Source organism: Acetivibrio sp. (assembly GCF_035371925.1).
GTDB lineage: Bacteria > Bacillota > Clostridia > Acetivibrionales > Acetivibrionaceae > Hungateiclostridium.
This window is the reverse complement of the sequence record NZ_DAORXT010000006.1, coordinates 35,210-58,884: the sequence shown is the minus strand read 5'-3', so window position 1 is coordinate 58,884 and position 23,675 is coordinate 35,210. Positions and strand designations below refer to the sequence as shown.

Here is a 23,675-nt window from a genome sequence, read left to right as displayed (position 1 = left end):
GGGGGTCAAGACTGCTTCGCAGAGTACTTTTCACAATTGCTCTTGCTAATATCCGCACCAAGCGGGACAAAACAGCTTACAACCCTGTACTGATGGAATATTACAAAAACAAATGCCAGAGCAAGCCCAAGAAAGTAGCTTTGGGGGCTGTTATGCGTAAGCTTGTTAATTATATTTTTGCTGTTCTTAGGGATAGAAAGCCTTACGAATTACGTTCTCCCCAAGAGCACGCGCAAATGCTTGCAGCGAAGCACACAGTAGCTTAGTAGTACTTGTACTCGATGTTTAGTTTTCAAAGATCAATTTACTATTTCAGGCCAGCTATTTTATGTCTACTAATCTTAGGTGGTCTTGTCGTTGTGCCTTTTTTCGCTGTCAGGAGTTTTAGAAAATTCTTAAAATTTTTTCTTAAAAACTCTTGACTTTAATTAGCTGGTCTTTTAAGTTTTTTAGTACGTGCATATCCACACTTTCCTTTTACTGACTATTATATATTACACTTAATATAATTTTTTTTCAACTATATATTTTATTTACTTTAAATGTTTTTCATATTGTATTGAGAGTTTATTTTCATATGAGAAAAGACCTTGTATAAAATACTATACAAGGTCTTTCATTTATTTGGTGAGCCATCCGCGACTCGAACGCGGGACACCATGATTAAAAGTCATGTGCTCTGCCAACTGAGCTAATGGCCCTTATATGGCAGGGATGGCAGGATTCGAACCTACGAAATGCCAGAGTCAAAGTCTGGTGCCTTCCCGCTTGGCTACATCCCTGTATAAGTGGGGTGAATAGTGGGAGTCGAACCCACGACCTCCAGAGCCACAATCTGGCGCTCTAACCAACTGAGCTATACCCACCGTATTAACTGCCTCAAAAAAGGCACAACGATATTCTAAGACAGAATAACATAAATGTCAAGTGTTTTTTTATTTTCTTTGCGAAAAAATTTTTCTTATTTTTAAAAAGCGTATCTTGCCTCAAATTCCTGGGCTAGACCCTCTTAACAGTACGAAATCTTCGATATTTTTTCTTATTTTATAATTACTCCACAGTCGTTTTATATACATTTTTATATTGAACCGCAAGAAAAACAGCCATAATTCTACATTTTTACAGCATTTTTTGCCATAAGTGCTTTTTTTCCTATAAAATCGGGATTGATTTTTAAATCAAAATATTGTAAAGTTTATTATAGAAATATATGTTCAAATTTGCTTTACACAAAAATATACTAATGATAAATGGTGATAAGATATGAATTTTGTATTAACCTTATGTCTTGGAATTCTGATAGGACTGCTTATCGGAATAGTAGCAGGAATTATCGGAGCTATAGCAGGCTTAAGGGTATTGCATCTTGTGAAGACGAAAAAAAATCAGAATAAAAAGAGTGCGAAAAACAATATTGCTTACAGAGATATCAATCTCCTTCATTCCAAATTTAAAGATGTAGTGTAACCTTTTATGACAACAGAATAATATAACATGATAATAAAATAAGAGGGTGTCAAACCCTCTTGTTTTATTATCCTTCCAATTCAGCCAACCATGAGTCTGCAACAGCATCGCTGGGCATACGCCAATCTCCTCTGGGTGAAAGGCTGATTGAACCGACTTTCGGTCCGTCAGGCAAGCATGACCTTTTAAACTGTTGGCTGAAAAACCGCTTTACAAATACCTTCAACCATTTCTTTATAACATCCTCCGGGTATTTGCCCGCAAAAGCTTTCTTCGCAAGAATCAATATTTTGCCCGGTGCTGCGCCGTACCTCAACATGTGATACATAAAGAAATCATGAAGTTCATAAGGCCCTATAATATCTTCTGTCTTTTGATTTATCTCACCCTTTGCATCGGGTGGAAGAAGCTCGGGAGATATAGGCGTGTCAAGTATTCTGTACAATACTTCCTTTGCTTTGCTTTCCAGCATATTGTCTGCAACCCATCTTACGAGAAAACTCACCAATGTCTTGGGAATGCTGGCGTTTACCGCATACATGGACATATGATCCCCGTTATAGGTGCACCAGCCCAATGCCAACTCCGAAAGGTCACCGGTTCCGATTACAAGTCCGCCTTCCTTATTGGCAATATCCATTAATATCTGGGTACGTTCCCTTGCCTGGACATTCTCATAAGTCACGTCATGTATGGCAGGGTCGTGACCGATATCCTTAAAATGCTGAAGACATGCGTCCTTTATATTAATCTCCCTTATTTCCACGTCCATCGACTTCATGAAATCCATGGCATTGGTATAAGTCACATTAGTAGTTCCAAATCCCGGCATGGTAATTGCCAAAATATTCTTCCTCGGGATATTAAGCAAGTCAAAGGCTTTCGCAGTTACCAAAAGCGCCAAAGTGGAATCAAGGCCTCCCGATATACCTATAACGGCGCGCTTAAGCCCTGTATGCCTCATTCTCTTTGCCAAAGCCGATGTTTGAATTGCAAAAATCTCGCTGCATCTTTGGTCTCGGCTGCTTGCATCAGAAGGTACAAAAGGATGCGGCGTTACATATCTCGTTATGGCTTCTGCTTCAGATTCCTCAATTTCAAATTTCACCTTTCGAAACTTCTTGCCGTTATCCTTCCATAGCTCCATAAAGCTGGTATTTTTCCTTCTGTCGTTCATCAGCTTCATTATATCAATCTCGGAGAAAATAAGTTGTTCGTCAATTAAAAACCTTTCCGATTCGCAAAGAAGACTTCCGTTTTCGAAAATCATTGCATGACCTCCGAAAACCACATCGGTTGTCGATTCATCCACACCGGAAGAGGTGTAAGCATAGCCTGCCATGCACCTTGCCGATTGCTGTCTTACCAATTCCTTCCTATAATCGCACTTACCTACGATTTCATTGCTGGCGGACAGATTAAAAATAATCAGTGCCCCGGCCATTGCCTGAAAAGAGCTTGGGGGGACAGGCACCCATAAGTCTTCACAAATCTCAATTCCAAAGCACATTTCCCCTTTTTCATCCTCAAAAAGCAAATCATCTCCAAAGGGTACTTCCTGTCCGCAAAGCCTGATTGAATCCCTTAAAGCGTTCTTGCCAGAAGCAAACCATCTCTGCTCGTAAAACTCACTATAGTTTGGAACATATGTCTTTGGAACAACTCCAAGTATCCTTCCTTTTTGGATTACGACAGCACAGTTAAAAAGCTGATTGTCAATACTTAATGGTATGCCAATCAAGGATACACAGGAGGAGTTTTTTGTCTCCTCCAGAATCCTTCTCAACTGCACCTTGGCATCCTCAAGCAAAGCCTCTTGGTGGAACAAGTCAGCACATGTATACCCTGTTATAGACAGCTCAGGAAAAACCAATATTTGTATGCCTTCCTTGTCTCCTTTTCTAACAAGGCCGATTATTTCATCGGAATTGTACCTGCAGCCGCCCACTTTCAATTTGGGTACAGCCGCTCCTACTCTATAAAAACCGTTTTTCATAAAATCACCTTGAAAATTTAGATTTTTCGTTTACCTTTATTTTTTCAATCCCTTTAGTCTTTCCGCTACTTTCTCATACATCTGCTGATACTTTTCCCTCTTGCTCTTCTCTTCTTCAACCACTTTTGGCGGAGCTTTTGAGATAAACCCTTCATTTGCAAGCTTACTGTTTACCCTGTCCAATTCTTTTTGGAGATTTGACAGTTCTTTTTCAAGTCTTTCAATTTCTTTATCAATGTCAATGAGGTCTTCCAGCGGAAGGAATATTTCTACCCCTGCCAATATCGAAGCTACGGCATTGGAAGGAATTCCGGACTTATCGGATTGTATCACAACCTCCGAACTTGATGCAAGCCTTTCAAAGAATACTGCCCCTTCCTTCAATGTTTCCTGTTCGGTGCTATTTGGCGCAACAAATATCGTTTTTGCCTTCCTTGAAGGAGGAACATTCATCTCTGCCCTGATATTTCTGATATTCTTTATAGCATCCATGATAAGGCTCATCTTCTTTTCTTCCTCAGAGAAATTATAATCTTCCCTGTAAACCGGCCATTTTGAAATCATGATGCTTTCATCCTCTACAACCAAATGACGGTAGATTTCCTCTGTAATAAACGGCATATACGGATGCAAGAGCTTCATGGAAGTACCCAAAACATAGTTTAAAACATACTGGGCTTCCAGTCTTGTTTCATCATCCTTGTCATAAAGTCTTGGTTTTACAAGCTCAATATACCAGTCACAGAACTCTTCCCAGATGAATTCATAAACTTTCTGCAAAGCGATACCCAGCTCATACTTATCCATGTTTTCGGTAACTTCTTTGGTGAGGCTGTTTACCCTGCTGAGTATCCATTTGTCGGAAGTAGTAAACTTATTGGCATCAACCTTTGAAAAATCAAGGTTGTCATCAAAGTTCATCAGTACAAATCTTGATGCATTCCATATCTTGTTTGCAAAGTTCCTGCTGGATTCAACCTTTTCATCCGAGAATCTCAAATCATTTCCCGGAGAAGTTCCTATCGTAAGAGCAAACCTCAATGCATCGGTACCGTACTTATCAATTATCTCCAGAGGATCAATGCCGTTGCCCAGGGATTTGCTCATCTTTCTTCCCTGTGCATCCCTTACAATACCATGTATAAACACATGTCTGAAGGGCTCTTTACCCATATGCTCCAATCCTGAGAATATCATTCTTGCAACCCAGAAGAATATAATATCGTATCCCGTAACAAGAACATCGGTTGGGTAGAAATACTTCAAATCCTCTGTCTCATCCGGCCATCCGAGGGTTGAGAAAGGCCACAGTGCCGAGCTGAACCATGTATCAAGGGTGTCAGGATCCTGCTCAATCCTTGAGCTTCCGCACTTCGGACAAACATCGGGCATTTCGCTTTCCACCATCATATAACCGCATTCCTGACAGTAGTACGCCGGTATTCTGTGCCCCCACCAAAGCTGTCTTGAAATACACCAATCCTGAATGTTTTCCATCCAGTTGAAATATATTTTTGAGAATCTTTCTGGTACAAATTTGATTGTTCCGTTTTTAACCACTTCTATAGCAGGTTCTGCCAAAGGCTTCATCTTAACAAACCACTGTTTTGAGATTAAAGGCTCAATTACTGTGGAACATCTATAGCAGGTACCTACATTATGAGTATGGTCTTCAATCTTAAATAACAGGCCCAGTTCTTCCAAATCCTTTACAATCTGCTTTCTGGCCTCATATCTGTCCATACCTTTATACTGTCCTGCCAGATCATTCATTGTTGCGTCATCATTCATAACCCTTATTTGAGGAAGGTTGTGCCTAAGCCCTACTTCAAAGTCATTGGGGTCATGAGCAGGGGTTATTTTAACAACTCCCGTTCCGAAATCCTTTTCAACATACTCGTCGGCTATAACCGGTATTTCCCTGTTCATAAGAGGTAGAATAACCGTTTTACCTATAAGATGTTTATACCTTTCGTCATCGGGATGTACGGCAACAGCGGTATCACCCAGCATGGTTTCAGGCCTTGTGGTGGCAACAATAACATACTCATTGCTGTCCTTTACAGAATATTTTATATGCCAGAAATGCCCCGCTTTTTCTTCATATTCAACCTCTGCATCGGATATGGATGTGTTGCACTTCGGGCACCAGTTTATAATTCTTTCACCTCTGTATATGAGGCCTTTGTTGTAAAGCCTTACAAAAACCTCTATTACAGCCCTTGAAAGACCTTCATCCATAGTGAATCTTTCCCTGTCCCAGTCACACGAGCTTCCAAGCTTTTTAAGCTGTTCAACAATCCTTCCTCCATAATGCTTTTTCCAGTCCCAAGCTCTCTCCAAGAACTTTTCTCTTCCAATGTCCTCTTTTGTAATGCCCTCTTTTGCCATAGCCTCAACTATTTTTGCCTCTGTGGCTATGCTGGCATGGTCAGTACCCGGAAGCCAAAGGGTACAAAATCCTTGCATTCTCTTCCATCTTATAAGGATGTCTTGAAGAGTTTCATCTAAAGCATGCCCCATATGAAGCTGCCCTGTAATGTTTGGCGGCGGAATAACAATGGTAAAAGGCTTTTTTTCTTTGTCTATTTCCGCATGAAAATAGCCTTTCTCCATCCACTCCGCATATAACCTGTCTTCAACCTGTTTCGGGTCATATGTTTTGGCAATATTCTTCTTTTCACACATACAAAAACCTCCACTCGCTTATTTAAGGATTAACTTACAAATTTATCTGTAAATAATTAGTAACAATATCAAGCCTGGAAATGCTATCAGCATTCCTGTCATTTTCACACTAAGCACTGCTTTGTCAAATTTGTATTTTTCAGCTTCTTCTTCAGTTATCTCATCTTCAAAATCACATTTTGCTTTTTCATTAAGTTTAAATTTTTCAACAATGGCTTTTGCGGCAAACACAGTTGCAAAACCGGCTACAAGAGATAACAGCATCAATACTTTTAAAAAAATCATTTACCACTCTCTCCTTGGCAAAATTCTCAATACTATACTAAAAAAGCCTTCCATCCAACAATTGGACGGAAGACTCTCTCTCCGCGTTACCACCAAAATTCCCATAATTTACGGGCATCTCAGCCTTCATAAGGACAGAAAAGTCCCTATAAAGCTTCGAAATAACGGCTCTGTACCGCTGAAATCTACTAAGACAAGCTTCAACTATTAAAGCTTTATCCTTTCAACTCCAGAACTCCCAGGCTACCTTCGTCAGCTCGATACTTAAGGGAAACTTTCAGCCGCCGATTTCCCCTCTCTATTAAGCCGTTGCTGCTTACTCCTCCTGATCATCGCTTGTATCTTATTATTGTCTTAAGAAAATAATAATTAAAACCTTCCCCCATGTCAAGGTATTTTAGCAGAAACTTTCATAATTAAAGTTACACAAGAAAGTTATTTCCAGCTATCCGGAATCTCGTCGTAGTTCGATAGTTTAGTACATCCTCTAAAACAGGAAGATGATGTTTTAACATTTGAGTTCATCCACAAAGCCGGTGCAGGGCCCATTAAGTTCTTACAGTTTAAAAAGCAATTACTAAAGTTAGTAACATTAACATTATTCTCAAACAACCTTTCGGGAATTTCCGTTATGCCCTCGCAATGCGCAAAACATCTGCTGAAGCTAGTTGTAAAAGTATTATTTTTAAACAGTGCTTCGGGAATTTCCGTCAGGCTTTCACAACCCGCAAAACAGCCACTGAAGTCAGTTGCATTAATATTATTTTCAAACAGACCTTCGGGGATTTCTACTATTCTTTTACAATTTGAAAAACAGTTACTAAATCCTGCCGCATTAATATTATTCTTAAACAGTCCCTCGGGGATTCTCGTCAAGTTACCACATCCCGAAAAACAACCATTAAACCATTTTGCATTAATATTATTTTTAAACAGCCCCCCTGGAATTTCTGTTACGCCGCCACAATTCAAAAAACAACCTGTAAACGATAATGCTTTAATATTATTCTCAAACAGCCTTTCAGGAATTTCTCTTATGCTTCTGCAGTCCTCAAAACAGTAGGCAAAATTTGTGGCATTAATATTATTTTTAAACAGCCCTTCGGGGATTTCCGTTAAACTCTCACAACCACTAAAGGTACTAGCAAAAAATTTTGCATTAATATTATTTTCAAAAAGTTCCTCAGGAATTTCCGTTAAATTATCACACCCAAAAAAGCAATCACTAAAGTCTTCTGCATTAATATTATTATTAAATAGGCCTTTGGGAATCTCTTTTAATTTGGAGCAAAAACTAAAGCAACCATAAAATTCTTCTGCATTTGTATTATTTTTAAAGAGCCCTTCCGGAATCCTCGTTAAGCTGATGCAACCCTGGAAACAGAGAGCAAAACTTGATGCCTTGATATTTTTAAACAGTCCTTCAGGTATTTCTGTCAAGCTGCTGCAATTCGAAAAGATGCCAATAAAACCATATGCATTCTCATTATTCTCAAAGAGGCGTTCGGGAATTTTTGTTAAGCTGCTGCAATCACTAAAAGTAAAATAGAAGTCGATAGCATTAACATTATTTTCAAACAATCCTTCAGGAATTTCCGTTAGGCTCTCGCAACCACTAAAAGCGTAAGAAAAGTCGATAGCATTAACATTATTTTGGAATAATCCTTCAGGAAGCTTAGTTAAGCTGATGCACTCACTAAAAGTATGAACAAACTCGGTAATTTTATCATTATTTTCAAACAGCCCTTCGGGGATTTCTTTCAAGCTCTTGCATCCGCTAAAACACGAATTAAATATCTCAGTACTATATAGGTTATTATCAAACAGTCCTTCAGGAATTCTTGTTAGGTTGGTACATCCCTGAAAAAAACTTTCAAAGTAGTAGTATTTTTCAGGTAGAGGGGTAATTATTTCAAACAGGTTTGTATCATTTCTAAAATTAAATGGCAAAGTATTATAATCAACTACTTTTATTGTATATATACCTGCCGCGTCGTACTTATGTTCTCTTGTGGAATTATTAGTTATTCGGCTCGTTGTACCGTCTCCCCAATCAACTACTATATTTTCAATACCGATTAAACCATTAAACTCAACTGGAAATCTGTATACTTCGCCATTCTTGGTTGTTTTAATCTTAAATATGAACTTGGCATCATAGATTTTTTCCACCGGAACACTTGGGTAATCTGACGAAACTTTACCGAAATTACTCACTACTATCATAACATCTTCCATATTTATTATGCCGTCTTTGTTTATATCCGAACCAGCCTCATAGCCCGTGCCTTCCGATGTAGTGTTAAAGCAATCTATGAACTGGAGAATGTCCATAATATTGATTACATTGTCTTGAACTCCCTCAATCATCATATCTCCAGCCCACATTTTTATCGGTTCGCTCTCCGAACCCAACTGTGTATCATATGTTACTTTGACATTTTCAATAATCCTGCACAAATAACTGGCCTTGCTTATTTTCACAGTATATCCCGAATAATTTACAGGAACATCTTTAATTTCAAAATAACCCTGTGAATCCGATAAAGCTCTCTTGTCATATCCAACCAATTCCACCACAAAACCCGATTTTAAATCAGAATTCTTATATGCAAAGTCCGGCTCAACATAGCCTGAAATTTTGTAAAAGGCATTTTCATCATCGCTTGCTGCAAATACTTGTCCTCCCAAAATACCAAATAGAGTATCTCCCCAATTCGGAATAGCTCCATTTGCAAGTACAACTAAAAAGCACAAAATACCGCAAAACAGTCTTTTATAGCTTCTTTTCATAAAAACCCCCACTTAGAAAATAATTTGACTCTTTTCATTTCATCTTTTTGCATAATCAGCCGTACTGCTCATTGATTTCCACTATAGGTTATTTAATAAAAATAAACTTACAGCATTAATTATATTTTTGATTCAAAATTTTGTAAAGTCCTATTAAATCTGGAGCCGAATATCGTTTGGGTATTTGATTTTACAAATTAAAAATGGTATGAACAGCAAAAATACTGCCCATACCATTTTTATTGCATTTTTCACGCGCAATTATTATCTCCAGCCACCCGGAATTTCATCGTAGTTGGATAGTTTAGTACATCCATAAAAGCATGAATTGCTGTATTTTACATTTGAACGCATCCATAAATCCGGTGCCAAACCCGTTAAGTTTTTACACCCCCAAAAACAGCTTGCAAAGTCAGTAACACTAAGATTATTATCAAACAGTCCCTCAGGGATTTCAACCAAGTTTTCACAATCTCTAAAACATGAATTAAAATCCGTAACATTAACATTATTATCAAACAGGCCTTTTGGGATTTCCGTTAAGCTACTGCAATTTGCAAAACACCATCTAAAATTAGTGACATAAATATTATTATCAAACAGTCCTTCCGGTATATTTGTCAAGTTACTGCAATCCGAAAAGAATTCATAAAAGTTGTTAGTCCCAATATCGGGTAAAGGTGTAAGCACTTCAATCAGGTTTTTATCTTTTTTGAAGCGAAGCGGCATAAAATCAAAGGAAATTACTTTTATTGTGAATATACCCGCCGATTGATATTTATGCTCTCTTGAGGAATAATCAGTTATTGTGCTTGTTGAGCCATCGCCCCAGTACACTACTATATTATAAGTCTCTGAAAAAGATATGATAGGAAATCCATATACTTCATTATCCTTTGTAGTTCTAATCTTGAACATAAAAGATTCTTCATTGACTTCTGTAGGAGTTGGTGTGACTGCCGGAGTAGGAGTTGGTGTTATCGCCGGTTCCGAGCTTTCAACCGGAAATTGATTTATCATCTTGAGTAAATACCTTTTTAAAAGCATAAAATCGGTCGAACTTACTGCACCGTTACCATCCAAGTCAGCAACCGCAATATCATCAATAGTTAAGCTTTTTAGCAGTGCTCTCTTCATTATCATTAGATCGGTTGATTCAATTGAACCATTTGCATTCAAGTCACCATATAATGATTCAGCGCCTGCAGAGATCATTCCAAAAGCAATAGTAATAATAACAGATAAAAAAATTAGCAGTAATAATCCGTATTTTCTCATTTAAATATCCTCCTGTTATATTTTGCTTTAAACACCTAAAGAATACAAGCAGAACCATTAACCACTTCCTTTGTCAGTTATTTTGTGCCCAAATAGATTACATACATTATATTTTACATTTAAAATTATGTAAAACCTTGTTTAAATGAATTTGAAAAAAACCATAATTATTTGGTACAATACAAATAAAAGAAATTGTTAGGATGAGACATAATGAGAAAAAGAATCAAAATTCCAATAATGACTTTACTGCTAATTGCAGTTTATGCCGGCTGCAACGGCAATACCAACACTCTGCCGCCGGCCAGCAGCCCACGAATAACATCAACCGCATCTCCTTCTCCAACTCCTCTACCATCAGCGGAGGCTTTTGAGAACCAACAGTCAAAAATAGTGGATGATTTGATAAATTCCATGATTTTAGAAGAAAAGGTTGGACAAATTTTCATTGTTGCCTTTAGAAAAAGCAAATTATCGCAGCCCTTAAAGGTAATGAACAATTCTACAAAAAATCAGATTCAGAAATTTAATCCCGGCGGTGTAATACTGTTTAGCGAAAATATAGACACTATACCTCAGACCCAAAAACTTATTCGGGATATGCAGGAAGTAAGCAAGATTCCCATGTTCATTGCCGTTGATGAAGAAGGCGGGCGAATAGCAAGGATTGGAAACAACGCAAAAATGCATTCCACCCAAATACCCTCCGCCTACACAATAGGTCTTGCCAACGATCCGGAGCTTGCGTATCAGGCAGGTAAAATACTCGGTACGGAGTTGTCCTCCCTTGGCTTTAACATGAATTTCGCACCGGTGGCCGATGTAAATACCAATCCGGACAATCCTGTCATCGGAGACAGGTCTTTCGGTTCCGACCCTTACAAGGTTGCCGTAATGGTACAGGAAATGTCCAGGGGTATGCAAGAGCAGAATGTATGTACAGTGTTAAAGCACTTTCCCGGTCACGGCGACACCTCATACGATTCGCATCTTGGGCAAGTGGTAATCACCCATGACATCGAAAGACTACGCCAAATAGAATTGATCCCCTTTGAGAAGGGCATACTGTCCGGAGCCGACGGAGTCATGACGGCCCATATTAAACTTCCCAACATTACCGGTAATGGCCTGCCTGCAACTTTGTCCGAAGAAATCCTTACGGGAGTTTTAAGAAATGAACTCAAGCACGAAAAGCTTATCATAACCGATGCTATGGAAATGAAGGCAATCAGCAGCTACTGGTCTTCTGCAGAAGCTGCAGTCATGGCCTTTAAAGCGGGAGCAGACATTATACTCATGCCCGAATCCCTGGAAGAAGCCTATAACGGCATCCTTGAAGCGGTAAAAAACGGTGAAATAACTGAAGAAAGGCTCAATGAATCTCTGAAAAGAATCTTTACGGTAAAGCTTGAAAGAAACATACTTGGAAATAATGAAAGCTCCGTCGACCCGGAGAATATATTGGGCAAACAGGAGCATCTTGACATAGTGGAAAAAATCAAGCAAAAAGCAGAAGAATAGCTCACTTCTTAATTCATATAACCGAAAAGCCTTAATGTCCTTTCGTTTTCCTCCCCAAGCTTTGCGGCATTCTTCTCCTTGAATTTGAGCATTGTATTTGCAATAACATTATCCATCCATCCCATTTTCACAAGCTTATTGCAGCAGTCAAAAACCGACGGATCGTAAAACGAATTCTGCATGCTCCATTGAATATACCTCCACATCAAGCGGGGAGATATTTTTTTATTGTATTTGCCGGCAGAATCGTAAATATCTGCTATTATACCGCCGTTCCCTTTGTCCAGCGCCGAACTGAAAATCATATCAACATATTCGTCAGAGCAGCTTGCATCGGGAACTGTTGTAAACTTCCTTGCAATGTTGATATCATAATAAAGCTTTTCTCCCTCTTGAGACAATCGGTTAATCAGCGCCCATCTGAAAGTATCCTCCAGCCCGTCCCAGTAAATGCATGTTTTGAACATTTGGATAATGTAGAAGCTCTTTTCTTTGGTATGCAAACAGTACATGCATAGAATAAGCTTTAAAACAATATTGTTTGACTCACTGTCCACCAACTTCTTAACAGAACGCATTGAACGTTTCAAGAAAAATTCGGAGAGGAAGTCTTTTTCTTCGGTTCTAAACAAATCGGTTTTGCTGTAAAAGGAAGTTACTCCCCGTACCAGCTTAACCCTGTAAATATATTTGTCAATAATTTTCTGACGATTCTGGCTGAACAAATAAATAGCTTTGAGAAACTTTCTTCCAAACACATAAGCCTCTATCAACCCTATAATCGAAAGGGTGTAATTGCCGTCAACTTCAAGAGACTTCTTAAAATACTTTTCTGCAAGCTTGTAATTACCGGCCTCCATATGCAAATTACCAATGCAATAATACCCGTAGGCCTTTTTAGGATGCTTTTTAACATACTTTTCATATTTCGATATTCTAATGTCGATTTTATTATCCAACCTTTTTTTCATACTTTATCCATCCTATTCGGCATTCAACATTTTATCCAATCCCTAAACAGTCATCCTCTATCATCTGTTTGCATTCATTCCATTATTCTAATATGAATTGTACCAATCATTCAAATTTTCTAAACAGTCTTTTTACCTCGTCAAGCTGCTTGCTCATCTGTGCCGCGGCAGTTTCGTTGTATGCAGTAACCTGCTCGGGAAGCATAACTATTGTCTTTGCAAAAATCTTTTCATTTTCCTTTAATTCATCTATAATTTCCATAACTTCCTTCATAACATCATCCACGTAATTGACAACCTTATCTGTCACAGCCTGGCTGTTTTCATCAAGAGACTTTGAAAATGCTTCCGCTGTCTTCTGTCCTAAAAGATTAATCTCATTATCAAGTCTTGATGTCAGATTATTGAATTTTTCCTGATACTCCTTTAACTCATCTGTCCTTACAACAAGGTCATTCTTTATGGCCTCACCAAGCTTCCTGATGGATGAAACAGAAGCCTTTACTTCCTCTGCAATATTGCCGATGTCCTCGACTATTTTTCTGTTGTAACCTGCCACTACCTCTGCCGTACTCTCAATGTTCTTTGAAAATCTCTCTACAGAATTATAGTTGTCAGCAACAATCTTCGACGTATCCTTAATTATGTTAGATGTATCCTTAAGCGCCTCTGCAACCTTCGCAAAGCTTTCATCCATTTTCTCAATATTGGCCTTTAAGTTTTCATTAAAACCTGTAAAATCCTTCATACTTTCGGCAAAGTTTTTGAGTGCCTGGTCAAATTTATCCACAGTATTGTCCAAGGTTTTTGAAGTTATCTCCACTTCCATTGCTACAGTGGTAAGCTTTTGACCAAAAGCTTCGGTTGTTTGCTGAAGAGATTTCTCTATTTTCTCACCAAACTCATCAAAGGTTTCTTTAAGTATCTTATTCATCATGGTGTATTCTGTCTCCTTATCCTTTTCAATTTCACAAGACACTGTATTGTCAAGGTATTCTTCAATACTCACCATCAATGTTTTGCGTGCTTCCCCTGCATTTATCACAATATTTATCAAAGCAAACAAAACAGCACAAGCCGTACCGAAAAAGCTTGTAGTAAAGGCAAATCCCATTCCTTGCATCAAAGGCATCAGGTCACTAAGAAAATTGCCGGAAAAAGCAGAATCCGCCAAAGCCCCCGGTTGTGTAATGGCATTAAATCCTTCCGAAAACTCATTAACTGCGAATCTCAGGCCCCAAAATGTACCCAAAAGTCCTAAAGTGACAAGTATTAGAACTGTATATTTGACAAATTTTTCGCACACCAGCAAAGGCTTTAATTGCCTGTTGAAAGAGTTTTCAATTATTGCCCGGGTATTAACATCATTATACTTGCCGATTGATACCTTCTTATATGTTTCAACTACTTCATTCAAAAAACTGGTTTTAAACTTCGCATTTTTCGTATTGCAATTTTTCTCCAAATCATTATATATCTCAAAATACTTTCTGCGAGTAAACAAATTAATGGCCAGGGAGAACAGAAAGATTACTGCAATAATAAACAGAATTGCCAATCCTACCGGGTCCAAGCCAATTACCAAATCACTAAAAAAACGCATACTACCACTCCCAATTTTATTTTTTTAACTGCAAACTTAGCTTCTGACTAATAAACTTCATTTTTGCGTCTTTTTCTCATGTCATCAAGCTCCTTTAGCTTGTTCTTCGGCAAGTCTTTTTCGCCTCCTAAAAGCCGCGACAAAATCAATGTTTTTGCTATATCCTCCGCCGCTTCAAGCTTGAAATATGCATCGAAAACATCTCTTCCGACTGACACTATTCCATGATTTGCAAGAAGGATAACATCGTACTCATTAATATATTCTTTGACACCACTAAATATTTCATCTGTCGATGGGGTACCGTATGCTGCAACAGGTATCTTACCAAAAAAAATTACCATTTCAGCACAAGCTTTTGATTCAATAGGTTTGTTGGCAACTGCATATGCAGTAGTATAAGGAGGATGAGCGTGTACCACGGAGTATACATCCTTCCTTCTCCTGTATGCCTCAAGATGAAGCTTTATTTCTGAAGAAGGCATGTACATCCCTTCCAATACATTTCCGTTCATGTCGGTTTTTACAATCATGTCTTCATTTAAAAAACCTTTGCATATACCGCTGGGTGTAATATAAACATTGTCGCCGTCCCGAACGGACAAGTTACCTGCAAAAGCGTTTACCATTCCTTTCTCATACATTAGCTTTGACACTTTTACTATTTGATCTCTTATGGCATTTGACATATTTTTTCCCCCTGAAAAATTGTATCAAATTGAATTTTATCATTCCTGCCATAAAATATACAACCCGTTTTTCTGCATTTCATATATTTATTTATCGGTTTTTTTAAGCCAAATTATTATAGGCCAAGTAGTATAATCATATAATTTAGCAGTCAGCAAAATACTTGGTGGTTCACTTGAAGAAAAAAGCTCTGCTTTTATCGGCACTGTTAATACTTATATTTGTATTTCATGGTGTATGGACCAATATATTGATTCTGGACGACCATCATCCTTCTGAAAATTTGCTTTATACGAGCATCGACGATATACCAATGGAAGCTGAAGATACTAGTGTGGTCACCAAAGGCTACTACATATATATAAATCTTGATGAGCTCAAACTGTATTTATATAAAGACGGAGCGCTTATAAAAACCTACATGGTGTCGGGCGGAAAACCCGAAACCCCTTCCCCCGAAGGCACTTGGAAAATAATAAGCAAATCCGATTGGGGAGGCAGCTTCGGAGGTTCTTGGATGGGGCTTAACGTCCCCTGCCCTACGTAGTATTTCGGAACATCATCTCATTTCTTCCGGTTTTTTAAATTTATAATACACTGCAACCCTTTTGTTTTCAAAAATCTCAATCTTCTCAATCAATTTTGAAAGAATGGCTCTATTCGGCTCTTTAAAACCAATAAAATCTTTTACCTGTTTTATCAATGCTTCTTTTTCACTTTCCGTTTCGGTATCGGAAACTATTTTTGCATTCAATTGAGAAAGCCGCTCCAAAAGCTTTTCTCTTTCTTTTCCGTATTCTCTTGAAAGCTCCACAAAGTCCTCTTCCGTCAAAACCCCTTTTAACTTGTCTTCATATAGAGACTTTATAGCTCTTTTTATCTCCTTAAGTCTTTTTTCATTACGGTCAATTTCGCTCAGAATATCATTCTTCTTTGTCTTAACGGCCTTGCTGCTTGCCGCCTTTACAAGCTTTTCACAATCGATTGAAAATGCCACTATTTTTCGAAGCTCGTTTAGGATATGAAACTCAAGTTCCGATTCTAAAAAGGAATGTCTGGTGCATCTTTTTAACCTTTTATATTTTGAGCATATTACGTAGACATTTCCCTTTTTGGTTGCCGTGAAAGTCATTCTTTCTCCACAGTCACCGCAGAATATAAATCCTGAAAGCAAGTGCTCCGTTTGCGAAGATAAGCTGTTAACGGCCACCTTCTTTCTCATCATTTCTTGCACAAGCCTGAAAGTGTCAATATCAACAATGGGTTCATGAGTGTTTTCAACAACCACCCATTCCTGACGCGGTACAGTCCTCAACTTTTTTAGCTTGTAGTTAATTTTGCGGTACTTGCTTTGAGCCAAATTGCCGGCGTAAGTAGGATTCAAAAGAATCTTGCTGACGGTTTCGGGAGTCCACAAGCAATGTTTTGATTTTGGATTTTTGTAATTGCTGTTTTTGTATTTATACAATCCGGGCGGCAAAATACCTTCGTCATTTAAAATATTTGCTATTTTAGTATATCCGTACCCTTTTACATAGAGCTCAAATATCTGTCTTATTATTGGCGCCGTCTCCGGATCTATTACCAGTTTGTTTTTATCCTGCAAGCTCTTCATATATCCATACGGTGCAAAAGCTCCTACAAACTTCCCGTTTGCCCTTTTGCTATCCAATGTGGTCCTGACTTTTTTGCTGATATCTTTTGCATACATATCATTCATCACACTTTTAAAAGGTGACATATCGTTGTTGGAGTTGTTGTCTGCGAAGGTGTCAATACCGTCATTTACAGCAATATAGCGTACTCCACGGTCAGGAAAATACTGTTCGAGATAATAGCCGGTTTTTATATAATCACGTCCGAGCCTGCTCAAATCCTTTGTAATTACAAGATTAATTTTTTTGTCTTCAATATCCCTAAGAAGCCTGTTAAATCCAGGCCTGTCAAAGTTGGTACCGGTATAACCGTCATCAACATAAGTATCAACCAGAGTCCACCCTTTTTCAAGCACATAATCAGTAAGGTAATTTTTTTGATTGACTATACTTTCCGATAGGCTGTAGTTGTCATCTTCTCTTGAGAGCCTTAAATAGAGACCAACTTTAAAAGCCCTGTCTTCGCCTTTTTTATAGTTGTCTATTCTAGCCAACATGCCTTTGCCCCCATCCGAGCTCTTTTTATGAATATCTATAAATTTGATGGCATTATTCGAATAAGAAAAACCGTCATCAATAAACCTTAAGTCGGTAACAAAAACCCGATTAATTCCTGCATGAGTTCATTAATTGATTTTCCGTTTTCATCATAATAGGATATCATTTCAATATTTTTATCATTTTTATCTGATTTTTGGGTCCGCAGCTCTTCTTTCATATTTCACCCCATGCTTTAAAAACTATATAAATACTTATGCAGAAAAAATCATGTCCAATTACCGCCGGACAAGTCAGAATTCAAAATTTGCCCCCACAAATGCATGTATAGTCCAATTAATTACTTTATTTTCAACAGCATAAATTTTAAATATAGTAAACTTTTAGATTCATTTGCATATTACCTTGTTATGCATTTTATATTGATAATATGTAAAGTATATTTAGCATATTTATTGACAAAAATGATAAATAGAAATATAATATTAAAAAAATGAGGTGAGAGAATGGCTATTACATCCGTTGAAAATGTTATAAAGCTGCTATATTCATATAATCCCTGGTGGCGGGTCGGAGCAATGCCCCATGATATGGTAAAGCCCATAAAGCGCTTTGCATATTTTGAGTCCATGCGCTGGCTGGAGCATAATTCCGTACGCAGATTTGTGCTGCTTTCCGGTGCAAGACGTGTCGGAAAGACAACCATCATGTATCAGATGATCCAAAGCTTGCTTGACAAAGGTGTTCCGCCAAAGAGTATTTTGTATGTGTCTTTTGACCACCCGATATTAAAGTTCTACACTGTTGAGGAACTGATGGAAATCTACACTACCAATGTTTATCCTGAAGAAAAATGCTGGTTGTTTTTTGACGAAATCCAGTACGCAGATGATTGGGAGCTGTATCTAAAGGTATTTTACGATACCAAACCGCATGTTTACATCACAGCCACAGGGTCAGCCAGTCCGGTTATTGAAAAAGCCGCCGGCGACAGCGGAGTAGGACGTTGGAATATTATTCGCGTACCCACATTGTCGTTTTATGAATATTGCAAATTAGCCGGTATAAAGGATGTTGCGAACATAAACGTTGACGTAACCCCCACATCCCTTGCCTCAATGAGTGAAGGTACACAAAGAGAAATCATGCACCTTTTGGAGCCTTTTCAAAAACACTTTACACGTTACCTTGCCGTTGGCGGTTTTCCCGAACTTGTGCTGTCCGATGATGACTTTGGAGCACAGAGGATACTGCGGGAGGATGTGGTCGACAAGGTGCTGAAAAGAGATATTCCAAGCCTTTTTAGCATAAGGAACTCCGCAATATTGGAGAAAGTGTTTTTGTACCTGTGTTTCAATTCTTCAAATATTATAAATACTTCCGCTATCAGCAGAGAGCTTGACGGTACTCCAAGAGCAACTATAGACAGTTATATTGAGTTTCTTGAAAGGGCCAACCTTATTTACAGAAGCATGCCGGTTGGATTGGCCGGCAAGATGATATTAAAGGCTGCTCCAAAAATTTATATCTCGGACGCAGCAATCAGAAATGCAGTGCTGATGCTGGATATCAACGATTTGGTCTCAAATCCCGAAGAAATGGGACTTGTGGCTGAGACGGCAGTATACAAGCATTTGGCATCGTTCTACTACCCCTTGCATGCAAGTGTAGGCTATTATCGCAAATCCGGCCAAGTACCCAAGGAAATTGATGTTGTAGTGGATTATCCGCCCGGAAGGATTCTTGTTGAAATCAAGTACCGGGAAAATCCAATAATAAAGCATGACGATGCCATTGTGGAATTGGCAAACAGCGAAAAGGATAAAATTCTTGCAGCCATTGTGGTGACAAAAACGTCAGACTCATACGGTATATTGCCGTATAAGACGAAAATACCCATTTATAAAATTCCTGCTTATGCTTTTCTGTATCTCTTAGGCCATGCCGAGGAAAAAGGGTACAGAGAATAATTAGGTTTTTACATCTTAGTTCGTGTTCCCCGCCCTTACGCAGGGTGGGGGCAATACGGAATACACGGAACCAAACATCCATGGTATATCGGCAAACAAAATGCATCCCACGGCTGTATCCGAATGTATAATGAAAGCGCGAGAGAGTTGTACAATATAGTTCCTTACGGTACAACAGTCACAATTGTGCAAAAAAACAGGCCTTTCAAGGAGTTAAAAAGCGGAGATGTAGGTTCCGATGTTTTAAAGGTTCAGAAGGCCTTAAAAAAGCTGGGGTATTTTCATGACTGGCCCAGCGGTAAATTTCAAGACAATCTCAAAAAAAGCGTAATAAAATTTCAGAAGGATAACAATATTAAGGTTACCGGTACGGTAAACAAGTCATTATACAACCTCATAATGAAGAAATATAAGGAAAAGGTAGAAAAAGAGCAAAGCCAATCATCGGAATAATTCAATCATAAAAGGGGTTGTATCATAGATTAAGCCTTTATCGTATATATTGACTTTTGTAATTGGGTTTGATATAAAAAAATAGTCAATTGCGTAAAAACATCGTAAAGGGGGTAAACCTTAGTGCCGCGTTTCAAAACAGATATTGTTCTCAATAAACCCGAGGATTTTGTAAATTTCATCATAAAGGATTTTATGAATAAAGAAGGTTTTAAATATACCGTTTATAAAGGCGAAAACGTATGGCAGCACGGAAACGGCTGGCTTACCAGCCCGCAATTTATCAAAACAACTTATATCAATGGGACTCTGACAATTGAAGCATGGCTGAAATTTGCATGGCTTCCGGGCGTTTATTCCGGTGAAATGGACTTAGACGGCTTTGTGGGAGCTTTAATTAAAAATATGCTAAGAGATAAAGTAAACAACTTGATTAATCTACTAAAGCAGCCATTGCCCAATGAAACAACCAAAAACTTTAATGAATTCGAAATTGGCGGATCAGGCAATTATCAAAACATCCCAAGAAATGGGCCTATACTTGTAAAAACCCATGATACCTCCGGCAATGCCAAATTTAGTCTAATATTCGGACTAATATCGCTTATAGGCTTCTTATTTCCAGTGTTTGGAATTATATTTGGGACGCTGTCCATTGCTTACGCAGGCAGAGGAATAAATTCTTCGAAAAACGGCATGGCCATTGCAGGTATGGTAATTTCCATTTTTATGATTATCATCTCAATCCTTCTGTTAATTCTTAATATTATCATTAAAATAAACAGAATCATTAGTTAAGTGTCAACATTTTATCCCTGCTTAATATCTGACTTAAGCAAAGGTAAAACAGGACGGATACTCCAATATTAGCGTATCCGTCCTTTATATTATCCTCTATGCATAATTTAAAATCGTTAATTGGCAAACAAGTATTTGGCAGGTACAACCTCTTTCTTCTGCCTTTTACTGGACCATAAAAGTTTGATGGATGCAGGCCCCCCATGATTATAATACTCAATTTTAATATCATAATGCCTGCCGGCTTTTAATTCGATTTTTCCGCAGCTTTCAGCTTCGCCGCTTTGTTTTTTCCAGTTATCAATTATTAGCACATTGTTTATCCATACTCTCACCCCATCATCTGAAAGAGTATAGAATGTATATTCTTCGCTATATCTGGCATCTATTTTCCCCGTCCATCTTACCGAAAACCTTCCGTCTTTCAATTCACCAACCGGGTATTCCCTTCCCCAGTCAAAGTTTATATTCTCGTCTATTCTGCCAATTTTTTTATCTTTCAATTCCATATCCCCAAAATACTCTGCATTTAAACCATTTACAGCCTTTTGAGGCAATGTCTCATCAGAAGGATACAGTTGACTTGAAGGTATTATCTCCTTTTCCTGACTATTGCTTGACCACATAAGCTTTGCCGAAGCAGTTCGCACATGCTGATAATACTCCATTTTAATATCATATTTCTTTCCCGCCTCAAGATAAATTTGTCCGCTGTGTTCAGTAGCCGACAGGCTTTTCCATTGGTCAATAAGCATAACACCATTTACCCACAATCTTACACCATCATCGGTATTGGTATAAAATGTGTATGTTTCGGAATACCTAGGTTCAACCTTTCCGGTCCATCTGACAGAATAAGAGTCCTTTCCGATAGATTCATCCGGTGTGCCTTCACCCCAGTCAAAGTCTATACAGGGGTCAATTCGCGCAAACTGAAAGAGGGTCAAATCCATATTATTATAATACTCTCCCCTAAGCCCTCTGCCGGTGCCGTCCTTTACTGCCGGCACTGAACCGGTATATTCATTTCTCAGCGTCGGTGTAGGAGTTGGAGTTGTTGTCGGTTTTGTTGTCGGTGTCGTTGTTGTTGCCGGTTTTGTTGTCGGTGTCGTTGTTGTTGCCGGTTTTGTTGTCGGTGCTAGTGTCGATGTTGTTGGCGTTAATTTTTGTGTTGAGTTCTCAGGCTCCGGCGATATTATCGGCATACTTGCCGGCTCAGCAACTGATTCTAATGTTGCTTTCGGCGATACCGGCACATTTATTGCCGGGGCAGCCTGGCTTTCACCTGTTGGTACAGCTTCATCCGGCGCTTTTACATATTCGGCTTCCGTCAATTCAGAAAAATCCATATTGTACTGTTTTAATATCTCATCAATCCTCAATGATTTTATTTCCTCTATCGATAAATCCACTCCCATATTCTCCAACTTCCGGTAAGCCAGATACCTTCCCATGGATATATCATTTTTCTCTGACATTTCCCGGTATTCAAACGGTACCTTTACTGCTCTTGTACGTATAGCAGCTCCATAATCTTTCTCAATATCCTCCTTTATACTTCCTAAAAGCTCTTCAAGCTCTTTTTGTGCATCTTTGGAATTGTAATTATCGTTTAGGGCAGCACAAACCAGCACATAATTGGTTTTATTTTCATCTATAATACCCTTAGCTTCCGACAGCTCAATAACCTGTACAAGTGCTTTTGTAAAATGCATTCCTTGAAGCTTTGTATCCCGAATTAATTCCCGCGCATCGTCATTTAGCGGATTTAATGCTTTTACCTTGCCGCTCCGGTCAATTGAAAAGTTTAAGCTTGGATTTATGTCAACATCAATATATGCATATATGTCATTTACTCTGTTAACCCACATTAATGACAAAACTGCCACAAACACGGCTGCTATACCTGCCATGACAGCCAAGGCCCGCTTAATACCTTTATTTACGTTTTTCACCGGTTCATCACCGGGTACAAGAATTTTTTGTCCAAGATACATTCCCTTTTTCTTTTGGACTTTTTTGAAAACGCAATTGTCCGTCATTACAATGGCTTCGTTTCCTTCTATCTTAATGATTACTCCTATGTTATCCATTATATTTTCCCTCCCTTTCGAAGCCCTGCACATACTCCTTGAGATCATATAGATTGCTTCGTAAAATCAGGCTGACAGCAATTATAAATTTCCTGTTTCTCTGAATCGTCTTGTGGTTCACCTTTATTCGCCTCAACAATTCTTTCATGGGTATGTATTTCTTTTCAACCAACTTTTTGAATATTTCATCATCAGCAGCAATTATTTGGGCGATTTTTATAGATAAAAGCCTCGAATCTCTATGTTTTGGGGAGGACAATACCAAGTCTTCCAATGAGATTCCGAATTCCTTCAGGTTTTTCTCAAAGCTGACCAGTTCCTGCCTAACCTCAATTTTTTCAAATTGCCCGTTGGAATCACATGACAATAATCTATCTTCTACTCGAGTTGATTGCTCAATATACGAAAAAGGCAAAACATTGCTGTGCTTTTTGTTTCTTCTTATAAAATCAAACAACCGGCTCTTGATTACGACAAATGAATATGTATAAAAATTGCCGTTTTTTTCGGCATCATATCTGTCAATAGCTTCATTAAAAGCCGAAAGCCCAATGCTAAACTCCTCACTGTTTCTGTCATCCACTACTATCCCAAGTATATTTGAAATCGTTCTTATAATGTATGGGACATTGTCTTTAATAAACTCTTCCTTAAGACTTACGTCCCCGTTTTGAATCTTTTTAATTACAAGTGCTATAGAATTGGCGTCAGTATCATTCTTCTTTTTGTTTATAAACAACCCGTGCAAGCTTTTTCACTCCTTTAATACTTGTACGCACCAAGCTATTTTTTTAAGGGGCTGACAAGCTAAATAACTCGAAGGAAAATTTATTGATATTTTATATCAACCTCATCTGCTGCAATGTATAATATCGAGAAATGTAACACGGCAAGAAATATGTTAAGGTCAAAGCTT

General features: G+C 38.3%; 18 protein-coding genes, 3 tRNA genes, 1 pseudogene and 1 other annotated feature. Of the genes and pseudogenes, 7 read left to right on the top strand and 15 right to left on the bottom strand.

Annotated elements, in window-relative coordinates; all coding sequences use genetic code 11:
- Positions 1 to 266: pseudogene (locus PLH43_RS01895) on the top strand (IS110 family transposase); the annotation flags it as partial.
- 359 nt (positions 267 to 625) lie between these two features.
- Here PLH43_RS01895 and PLH43_RS01890 read toward each other — a convergent pair.
- The 3 genes from PLH43_RS01890 to PLH43_RS01880 form a co-directional block, all read right to left on the bottom strand.
- Positions 626 to 701, bottom strand: a tRNA-Lys gene (locus tag PLH43_RS01890).
- A 5-nt stretch (positions 702 to 706) separates the two neighbouring features.
- A tRNA-Gln gene (locus tag PLH43_RS01885) sits at positions 707 to 782 on the bottom strand.
- A 7-nt stretch (positions 783 to 789) separates the two neighbouring features.
- Positions 790 to 866, bottom strand: a tRNA-His gene (locus PLH43_RS01880).
- A 397-nt stretch (positions 867 to 1,263) separates the two neighbouring features.
- Here PLH43_RS01880 and PLH43_RS01875 point away from each other — a divergent pair.
- Positions 1,264 to 1,467 carry a hypothetical protein gene (locus PLH43_RS01875; RefSeq protein WP_324359498.1) on the top strand — a complete coding sequence of 68 codons (204 nt, stop codon included), beginning with the start codon at positions 1,264 to 1,266 and terminating at the stop codon, positions 1,465 to 1,467.
- Positions 1,468 to 1,534: 67 nt separating this feature from the next.
- Here the strand turns inward: PLH43_RS01875 and PLH43_RS01870 are convergent, their stop codons facing one another.
- The 5 genes from PLH43_RS01870 to PLH43_RS01850 form a co-directional block, all read right to left on the bottom strand.
- Complete coding sequence (locus tag PLH43_RS01870; RefSeq protein WP_324359496.1) at positions 1,535 to 3,463, bottom strand: NAD(+) synthase; 1,929 nt, start codon at positions 3,461 to 3,463, stop codon at positions 1,535 to 1,537.
- Positions 3,464 to 3,499: 36 nt separating this feature from the next.
- Complete coding sequence (locus tag PLH43_RS01865) at positions 3,500 to 6,151, bottom strand: valine--tRNA ligase (protein ID WP_324359494.1); 2,652 nt, start codon at positions 6,149 to 6,151, stop codon at positions 3,500 to 3,502.
- A gap of 42 nt (positions 6,152 to 6,193) precedes the next feature.
- Positions 6,194 to 6,436, bottom strand: coding sequence for a hypothetical protein (locus PLH43_RS01860; protein ID WP_324359492.1), 243 nt, complete (start codon positions 6,434 to 6,436; stop codon positions 6,194 to 6,196).
- A gap of 58 nt (positions 6,437 to 6,494) precedes the next feature.
- Positions 6,495 to 6,778 (bottom strand) — a binding site (T-box leader).
- A 93-nt stretch (positions 6,779 to 6,871) separates the two neighbouring features.
- Entirely contained in the window at positions 6,872 to 9,229 is a 2,358-nt protein-coding gene (locus tag PLH43_RS01855; protein WP_324359490.1) for a dockerin type I domain-containing protein, read from the bottom strand.
- Positions 9,230 to 9,493: 264 nt separating this feature from the next.
- The gene (locus PLH43_RS01850; RefSeq protein WP_324359488.1) at positions 9,494 to 10,507 is read right to left on the bottom strand and encodes a dockerin type I domain-containing protein; all 1,014 of its coding nucleotides are present in this window, start codon (positions 10,505 to 10,507) and stop codon (positions 9,494 to 9,496) included.
- A 213-nt stretch (positions 10,508 to 10,720) separates the two neighbouring features.
- Between PLH43_RS01850 and PLH43_RS01845 the strand changes: the two genes are divergently transcribed.
- Positions 10,721 to 12,028 carry a glycoside hydrolase family 3 protein gene (locus tag PLH43_RS01845; protein ID WP_324359486.1) on the top strand — a complete coding sequence of 436 codons (1,308 nt, stop codon included), beginning with the start codon at positions 10,721 to 10,723 and terminating at the stop codon, positions 12,026 to 12,028.
- A gap of 8 nt (positions 12,029 to 12,036) precedes the next feature.
- Here the strand turns inward: PLH43_RS01845 and PLH43_RS01840 are convergent, their stop codons facing one another.
- The 3 genes from PLH43_RS01840 to PLH43_RS01830 form a co-directional block, all read right to left on the bottom strand.
- The gene (locus tag PLH43_RS01840) at positions 12,037 to 12,999 is read right to left on the bottom strand and encodes a tetratricopeptide repeat protein (protein WP_324359484.1); all 963 of its coding nucleotides are present in this window, start codon (positions 12,997 to 12,999) and stop codon (positions 12,037 to 12,039) included.
- Positions 13,000 to 13,105: 106 nt separating this feature from the next.
- Positions 13,106 to 14,602 (bottom strand): hypothetical protein, encoded by a 1,497-nt coding sequence (locus PLH43_RS01835; RefSeq protein WP_324359483.1) that lies wholly within the window; start codon positions 14,600 to 14,602, stop codon positions 13,106 to 13,108.
- 47 nt (positions 14,603 to 14,649) lie between these two features.
- Positions 14,650 to 15,291, bottom strand: coding sequence for a class II aldolase/adducin family protein (locus PLH43_RS01830; protein WP_324359481.1), 642 nt, complete (start codon positions 15,289 to 15,291; stop codon positions 14,650 to 14,652).
- 176 nt (positions 15,292 to 15,467) lie between these two features.
- Between PLH43_RS01830 and PLH43_RS01825 the strand changes: the two genes are divergently transcribed.
- A complete protein-coding gene (locus tag PLH43_RS01825) occupies positions 15,468 to 15,839 on the top strand; it encodes a L,D-transpeptidase (RefSeq protein ID WP_324359479.1) in 372 nt (123 codons plus the stop codon).
- A gap of 12 nt (positions 15,840 to 15,851) precedes the next feature.
- Here the strand turns inward: PLH43_RS01825 and PLH43_RS01820 are convergent, their stop codons facing one another.
- Positions 15,852 to 17,444 carry a recombinase family protein gene (locus PLH43_RS01820; RefSeq protein ID WP_324359477.1) on the bottom strand — a complete coding sequence of 531 codons (1,593 nt, stop codon included), beginning with the start codon at positions 17,442 to 17,444 and terminating at the stop codon, positions 15,852 to 15,854.
- Positions 17,445 to 17,530: 86 nt separating this feature from the next.
- Positions 17,531 to 17,665, bottom strand: a complete 135-nt coding sequence (locus tag PLH43_RS01815; RefSeq protein WP_324359475.1) for a hypothetical protein — start codon at positions 17,663 to 17,665, stop codon at positions 17,531 to 17,533.
- 286 nt (positions 17,666 to 17,951) lie between these two features.
- Here PLH43_RS01815 and PLH43_RS01810 point away from each other — a divergent pair, with 286 nt between their 5' ends.
- The 3 genes from PLH43_RS01810 (at position 17,952) to PLH43_RS01800 (ending at position 20,666) form a co-directional block, all read left to right on the top strand.
- Positions 17,952 to 19,415 (top strand): ATP-binding protein, encoded by a 1,464-nt coding sequence (locus tag PLH43_RS01810; RefSeq protein ID WP_324359473.1) that lies wholly within the window; start codon positions 17,952 to 17,954, stop codon positions 19,413 to 19,415.
- Between the two features lie 12 nt (positions 19,416 to 19,427).
- Positions 19,428 to 19,868: a L,D-transpeptidase family protein gene (locus PLH43_RS01805; protein ID WP_324359502.1), complete on the top strand. Its 441-nt coding sequence runs from the start codon at positions 19,428 to 19,430 to the stop codon at positions 19,866 to 19,868.
- 123 nt (positions 19,869 to 19,991) lie between these two features.
- Positions 19,992 to 20,666 carry a hypothetical protein gene (locus PLH43_RS01800; protein ID WP_324359471.1) on the top strand — a complete coding sequence of 225 codons (675 nt, stop codon included), beginning with the start codon at positions 19,992 to 19,994 and terminating at the stop codon, positions 20,664 to 20,666.
- Between the two features lie 116 nt (positions 20,667 to 20,782).
- Here the strand turns inward: PLH43_RS01800 and PLH43_RS01795 are convergent, their stop codons facing one another.
- Positions 20,783 to 22,759: a PA14 domain-containing protein gene (locus tag PLH43_RS01795; RefSeq protein ID WP_324359469.1), complete on the bottom strand. Its 1,977-nt coding sequence runs from the start codon at positions 22,757 to 22,759 to the stop codon at positions 20,783 to 20,785.
- Positions 22,752 to 23,507 carry an RNA polymerase sigma-I factor gene (gene sigI / locus PLH43_RS01790; protein ID WP_324359467.1) on the bottom strand — a complete coding sequence of 252 codons (756 nt, stop codon included), beginning with the start codon at positions 23,505 to 23,507 and terminating at the stop codon, positions 22,752 to 22,754. The genes PLH43_RS01795 and sigI overlap by 8 nt, the downstream gene beginning before the upstream one ends.
- Positions 23,508 to 23,675: the final 168 nt, after the last annotated feature.